The sequence below is a fragment of the Thermodesulfobacteriota bacterium genome (genome assembly GCA_039028315.1).
Classification (GTDB): domain Bacteria; phylum Desulfobacterota_D; class UBA1144; order Nemesobacterales; family UBA2774; genus CR02bin9.
Genome location: JBCCIH010000238.1, coordinates 1 through 2758, shown reverse-complemented (window position 1 = coordinate 2758; position 2758 = coordinate 1). Strand labels below are relative to the sequence as shown.

The following is a 2758-nucleotide window of genomic DNA, read 5'->3' as shown; positions in this document are numbered from 1 at the left end:
GTGTGAGCCGACTATCTTTTCAACTTCAAAGGAGCTTATGTTCTCACCCTTACATCTTAGGTAGTCCTTTACGCGGTCAACAAAATAGATATAGCCGTCTTTGTCCATCCTGCCTGCATCTCCTGTGTGAAACCAGAAGTTTCTAAAATCCTCAACCGTTTTCTCAGGCATCTTGTGATAATAATGAAGCATTAGATTAGGAGTTCTGGGGCGTACCAGTATCTCTCCTATCTGGCCTCTTGGAACTTCTTCATCCGTATCTGGGTTACCGATTTTTATTTCATAACCCGGAGCCTCTTTTCCGCATGAGCCGACCCTGAAAACCTCACCCGGGCGCATCCATGTGCATTGGCCAATCTCTGTTAGTCCGTAGCCTTCCATAAATTTGATATTAAAGCGCTCCATAAACTCCTCGATTATGTCATGGGGAGCTGGGGAGCCAAGTACGAGTTTGACCTTATGCTGCTTTTCCTCAGGCACGGGCGGAGTGTTCCACATAAAGTACGAGATAGTTCCTACAAGATTAAATTTTGTGACTTTATGATCAACCATCCATTTCCAGAACTGGCTTGCGCTATATTTCTCCTCAACAACAGCTTTGGCTCCTTTAATTAGTGCGGGATAAACTGTCATAACCATCGCGTTTGAGTGAAAGAGCGGAAGACAGGTGAAGCACACATCTTTTGCACCAATGTCCATTATCTGGGCGTAGTTATTGGCACTTGAATAATCAGCTGCGCAAGGTCTTACAACTCCTTTTGAACGTCCTGTGGTGCCCGAGGTGTACATTAGTCTTGCATGGTCAACAAATGTGATATCAACTTTTGGCTCGGTTGTTTTCTGAGGTGTAATAAACTTGTTGTAAGAGATCATCTTTTTAAAGTTAAAGCCGTGCTTTTTAAACTTCTCTGAGCCGTCCCTGGTCCAGACTATTACATTTTTAAGCTGAGGGATTTTCTTTGCGATTGGCGGCATGCGCTCTAAATACTCTTCTGCGATAAAGAGCACCGTTGAGTCTGAGCTGTCTATAATGTACTGCAGAAAGTCCATCTTATAGCCAGTGTTAATCGGCACCATCACAGCTCCCATCTTTAATATTCCAAACCATGTGATGACATAGTCGTCGGAGTTAGGCATATACACAGCGACCTTATCGCCCTTTTTGATGCCCATCTCTGTAAGACCGTTTGCTATTTTGTTTGCGAGTTTATTTGTCTGGTAGAAACTGATCGGCTTTTTATATCCAAACTGTAGAAAAGGTTTTTTTCCTAATTTCTTTGCCTGCTCTTTTAAAACAGTTGGCAGCACCCAATTTGTTTTGTCAGCCTTTAAAGACCACTCAACGTCAAACTTGCCGCTCTGTCTTTTGTAATTGATAGGATGACGCAGGTCTCTTATTTTTTTCTTCTTTGCTTTTGGAGCCATATCTCTCACCTCTTTAGTTATTGCAGTTTAAAAAATTTATTTTCTAATATTGTTAAAGTCAATTTATGGCTATTCAAATATCTCTGGCTCAGCTTCTTCATCGGGCTTTTTCTTGCCGAATATCCAAGCAACTATAATCCCAAGCTCATAAAAAACCAGGATCGGTACAAACATCAGCATCATGGAAATAGCGTCTGTTGTTGGAGTGAGCATGGCTGCTATAACTGCGCTTATTATAATTGCATACTTTCTCTGCTTTCTAAGCCATGCGCTTGTGACAACTCCAATTCGCGCGAGTATGAAAATTATTAGCGGGAACTCAAACACCAGGCCAAATCCGAAAATTAGCGCCATTAAGAAGGAAAGCGCTTCTCTAATAGTTGGAAAAGCCTTTACATATTCCGACGAGTATTCGTTGAGCAAGAATTTAAACGCCGGCGGCGAGGCAATATAGTAGCAAAAAGCAGCGCCTCCAAGGAAAAACAGTGAACCAAAAAGTATAAAAGGAACTACGACCTGCTTTTCTTCTTTGTAGAGCGCTGGCCCTACAAACTTCCAGGCTTGATAGAGAATAAAAGGTACTGCTGCAACCAATGCGGCAAAGAATGAGACTTTAAGGTATGTAGTAAAACCTTCTGCAGGACGTGTGAATATTAGAGAGCTTCCTTCAGGAAGGTTTTCAATAAGCGGCTTCATTAGAAAGTCAAAAATCTCGTTTGAGAAGTAATACATAGGACCAAATAGTATGGCCACAGCCAATAACGACCATAAAAGGCGCCGCCTAAGCTCTGTTAAGTGATCTAAAAATGACATCTTTTGTTCGTTCATGAGATTGGGTGAAAGATTAACTTAATAGAAAGGGGTTCTCAATTTTAGGCTATAAAAAAAGGGAGTGGGCTAATAAGCCAACTCCCTTAAGTTTTAGAAACTGTATTTGTAATTTAAGCTGCAGCTTGTCTTCTTCTCAGTACCGCAAAACCTATGAGTCCTAAAACTCCGGCCATTGCAATAAGGCCCCACTCAGAGAGAGTTGGGACAAGCTCGCCTCTGAAACACTGAGCGACGTAAACCTCTCTTCTAAGATCAGGGTTATTGCCTATATCTGACCGTGAACCGAAGGCCACGCTGCTACCATCTGCACTGATTCTTGCATCTTCACTTAAGCCGTCTGAGACATCGGTCACCTGGAGGAACTCTTTATTTGCTACCTCATAGACCCATATTTCTCTTACAGTGTTTGGGTTATTACCGTTATAATTAGCATCTGATTCAAAAGCTAACAGCGAACCATTACCATCTACCGAAGGAGCGCGGGCAAATTCTCCGGGAACAT

At 42.2% G+C, this 2758-nt stretch carries 3 protein-coding genes; all 3 read right to left on the bottom strand.

Annotated features, from left to right (window positions below):
- Positions 1 to 1425: AMP-binding protein (locus AAF462_11410; GenBank protein ID MEM7009730.1), on the bottom strand; the 1425-nt coding region annotated here is incomplete at its 3' end.
- A 69-nt stretch (positions 1426 to 1494) separates the two neighbouring features.
- Positions 1495 to 2238 carry a twin-arginine translocase subunit TatC gene (gene tatC, locus AAF462_11405; GenBank protein MEM7009729.1) on the bottom strand — a complete coding sequence of 248 codons (744 nt, stop codon included), beginning with the start codon at positions 2236 to 2238 and terminating at the stop codon, positions 1495 to 1497.
- Between the two features lie 128 nt (positions 2239 to 2366).
- A partial coding sequence (locus tag AAF462_11400) for an IPTL-CTERM sorting domain-containing protein (protein MEM7009728.1) occupies positions 2367 to 2758 on the bottom strand: 392 nt, incomplete at its 5' end.